Origin of the sequence: Dietzia cercidiphylli (assembly GCF_014145145.1) — a bacterium.
GTDB classification, from domain to species: Bacteria; Actinomycetota; Actinomycetes; order Mycobacteriales; family Mycobacteriaceae; genus Dietzia; species Dietzia natronolimnaea.
Genome location: NZ_JAALEA010000524.1, coordinates 1 through 3,410, shown reverse-complemented (window position 1 = coordinate 3,410; position 3,410 = coordinate 1). Strand labels below are relative to the sequence as shown.

The following is a 3,410-nucleotide window of genomic DNA, read 5'->3' as shown; positions in this document are numbered from 1 at the left end:
TCCCGAGTCGCGGCCGTGGGGTGCTGGTCGGCGCCGGTTCTGGCTGCTTTTCCTCGGGATAACGACATCGTCCCTACGCTTGCTCGCCTCTATCGGTTTCTATCTGGAGGTGAGCGGGAGATGAGTGTTCTCCTGGACGATCTGGTCGTGAAAGCGGATGCCGCGATCACTGCGCAGGGCTCGGCGCCCTCGACGCTGATGCAGTACCGGTGGGCCTGGTCCCAGTTCAAGTCGTTCTGCGCTGAGCGCAGTGCTGACGAGGCAGTCGTGTCGGAGGACGCCGTGACTGCGTTTGTGCAGTTCGTGGCCGCCGAACACCGCGAGGGACGCTACAAGCCGTGGAAGGCCAAGCTGCTGCGCAAAGCGGCCTTGGTGCTGTGGGAGGTGGCCACCACCGGTTCCTACCAGTGGCGGCTCTCCCGGCAAACGCATCCCAACGATGCGCTGGACGCGACGTTCCGGCCGGTTCAGGAGCAGTTCGAGGCCTGGCTGACCGATCAAGGACTGGCCACGACCACCCAAGATCTGTACGCGACGGTCTCACGCACGGTGCTGGCGCGGTTGCCTCAAGACGGTGTCCAGGAAATCGGCGCTCTGTCACCTGCAGACCTGGCGGCTGCAGTGGTCTTTCTCGGCGAGCGCTACCGCCCCGGGAGTATGCGCACCGCGCTATCCGCGATACGCGTATTGTGCCGCTTTCTCGAGGACACCGGACTGCGGCCGGGGCTGTCACGGGCGGTTCCGGGGCACTCGGCAAGACGCACCAACCCGGTCGGTGTGCTGAGCCCGAGCGACGTGGACAAGCTGGTGGACTCTATCGATCCGACCACACCAGCCAGGCGGCGGGACCGGGCGATGCTGCTGCTGGCGGCCAGGACCGGACTGCGTCCAGTCGACATCGTGAACCTACGGTTGAGCGATATCGACTGGGCACGGGCACAGATCACGCTGACCCAGCACAAGACGGGCTCGATGCTGACGTTGCCGCTGCTGGCGGACGTGGGGGAAGCGATCGCCGACTACCTGCTGCACGGAAGACCCACAGGCGCCACCAGCGATCACGTGTTCCTGCGGTCTCAAGCACCGTTCAACGCCCTGGCCACCTCGTCGGGATTATATTTCGTGGCTTCCCGGGCCTTCACCCGTACCGGCACGAGCGCCTCGAACGGTACAGGCCGCGGATTCCGGGTCTTACGGGCCTCGCTGGCCACCCGCATGCTGGCAGACGGGACGGTGCTACCGGTGATCACCGAGGCCCTGGGCCACCGCTCGATCGACTCGGCCAAACACTATCTGGCCGGGGACGAACAGCACATGCGCCAGTGCTGCCTCGATTTCGCCGGCATCGCACCACGTGGGGCGCGGTCATGAACGGCCTCGTCAGCGGCCTGGCCGCCCACATCCAAAGCCTGCTGGAGCTCAAGCACGCGATGGGATTTCCCTACGACACATCCGAACGGCACCTGCGCGGCTTCGACAAGCTGTGCGCCCGAGACTATCCCGACCAGGCCGTGCTGACCCGCCAGATGGCGATGTCCTGGGCGGCCGCCCGGACTGGCGAGCACGTCAACGGACAGATGCGCAGAATCACCCCGGTCCGGCAACTGGCCAAGCACATGAACGACATAGGCGTAGAGGCGTACGTCATCCCGACCGGCATCCCCGGACGGCAGGTCCGCTACCGGCCCCACCTGTTCACCCACGACCAACTGCGCGCCTTCTTCGATGCCGCCGACGCCATCCGCCCGTGCCTGTTCGGCGGGCCCAGGCATCTGGTCATCCCGGTGCTGTTTCGGATGATGTACTGCCTGGGCCTGCGTCCCGGGGAGGCCAGAAAGCTGCACCGCAACGACGTGGATCTGACCTCGGGCGCTGTGTGGATCCGCGAATCCAAGGGCCACAAAGACCGGATCGTGTTCATGTCCTCTGACCTGCACCAGTGCTGCCGGAGCTACGACGCCACCATCAGCGCCCTTCATCCCGAGCGGATCGCCTTCTTCCCCAACCACACCGGGGCTGCTTACAGTCACGGCACCGTCAACGGCTGGTTCCGCGAGCTGACCGCAGCCGCCGACCCGCCGATCGCGGCCGGCCCGGGCCCGGCGGCACGGCCCTACGACCTGCGCCACGCCCACGTGGTCGAGAACATCAACCGATGGTCCCGCGCCGGGGAAGATCCGCTGGCGCGCCTGCCCTACCTCGGCCTGCACCTGGGACACACCAACCCGGAAGACACCTGGTACTACTTCCACCTGGCCGCCGATTTCCACCCCGACCTGCGCCGACTGGCCAACGCCGGCCTCGAGACCGTCCTGCCGGAGGCCTGCCATGGACTCCGATGACTTCTATCGCCTCATCCGGACCTGGCTGACGATCCACCTGCCGCGGGCGCGCAGACTCAGCCCGCACACCATCCGTTCCTACAAGGCAGCTCTGAACGCCCTACTGGACTATTTGCGCCAAACCCGGGGCCTGCAGCTGGACGAGGTCAGCTTCGCGGCGCTCGACCACGCCACCGCGAGCGGATTCAGCATCTGGCTGCTCGAGACCCGGAATCTGGCGCCGTCGTCGGTGAACCAACGCCTGGCCGCGATCAAGTCCTTCCTGGCCTACTGTGCCGGCGAGGACCCCGCCCTGGTCGCGGTCTGGCTCGACGTCAAACGCATCCGCCCGGTACGGGCCCCGGCCCGCGCCCCCGACGCCTTGGAGGTCGCGGCGGTCGAAGCGTTGATTCGGGCCCCAGGCCAGGACACACTCCGCGGGCTTCGAGACACCATGATCATCCTGCTGCTGTTCGACACCGCCGCCCGCATCCAGGAACTGCTCGACTTGACTCCCGCGGACATCGATACCACCGCTGGCCGGGGACGAGTGACCCTGATCGGCAAGGGCCGCAAGACCAGGACAGTGCCCATCATGGACACCACCGGCGGCCACCTCGACCAATACCTGGCCGCCTTTCACCCCGGAACCCCCGATCCCGCGACGCCGTTCTTCTTCACCACCCGCGCAGGGCAACGGCACTGGATGAGTCAGGACAACATCTCGTACCTGCTCAGAAAGCACGCCGTCACCGCACGGCAGCACTGCCCGGACATCCCCGAGCGGATCCATGCCCACCAGCTACGGCATGCCCGCGCGATGCAGATGCTGCGGGCCGACGTACCGCTGCCGCACATAAAGGAGTTCCTCGGCCACGCAAACCTCGCCACCACCAGCATCTACGCCACCGCCGACAACCAGATGGTCCGCGACGCCATCCAGCACGCCGCCAGCAGCACACCCGACCCCGCCGCACTCTGGAAAGGAGACGACGACCTCCTCCTGCAACTGGCCGGCCTCAAATGATTATCCCGAGGAATTACCACCCGAACCCGCGCCGACCAGCACCCCACGGCCGCGACTCGGGA

At 66.6% G+C, this 3,410-nt stretch carries 3 protein-coding genes; all 3 read left to right on the top strand.

All coding sequences use genetic code 11. The features are described from left to right. The first annotated feature begins 120 nt into the window (after positions 1 to 120). From G6028_RS16820 to G6028_RS16810, 3 genes are read left to right on the top strand one after another with little or no spacing between them, the layout of a single operon-like run. Positions 121 to 1,371, top strand: a complete 1,251-nt coding sequence (locus G6028_RS16820; protein ID WP_182659556.1) for a site-specific integrase — start codon at positions 121 to 123, stop codon at positions 1,369 to 1,371. After that, on the top strand, positions 1,368 to 2,342 hold the full coding sequence (locus G6028_RS16815) for a tyrosine-type recombinase/integrase (protein ID WP_182659555.1): 975 nt from the start codon (positions 1,368 to 1,370) through the stop codon (positions 2,340 to 2,342). The genes G6028_RS16820 and G6028_RS16815 overlap by 4 nt, the downstream gene beginning before the upstream one ends. Beyond that, a complete protein-coding gene (locus G6028_RS16810) occupies positions 2,329 to 3,348 on the top strand; it encodes a tyrosine-type recombinase/integrase (RefSeq protein ID WP_182659554.1) in 1,020 nt (339 codons plus the stop codon). The genes G6028_RS16815 and G6028_RS16810 overlap by 14 nt, the downstream gene beginning before the upstream one ends. Positions 3,349 to 3,410 lie beyond the last annotated feature (62 nt).

Bases quoted from the DNA above. Each gene is read 5' to 3' on its own strand.
- G6028_RS16820 (WP_182659556.1), top strand. From the start codon at position 121: ATGAGTGTTCTCCTGGACGATCTGGTCGTGAAAGCGGATGCCGCGATC.
- G6028_RS16815 (WP_182659555.1), top strand. From the start codon at position 1,368: ATGAACGGCCTCGTCAGCGGCCTGGCCGCCCACATCCAAAGCCTGCTG.
- G6028_RS16810 (WP_182659554.1), top strand. From the start codon at position 2,329: ATGGACTCCGATGACTTCTATCGCCTCATCCGGACCTGGCTGACGATC.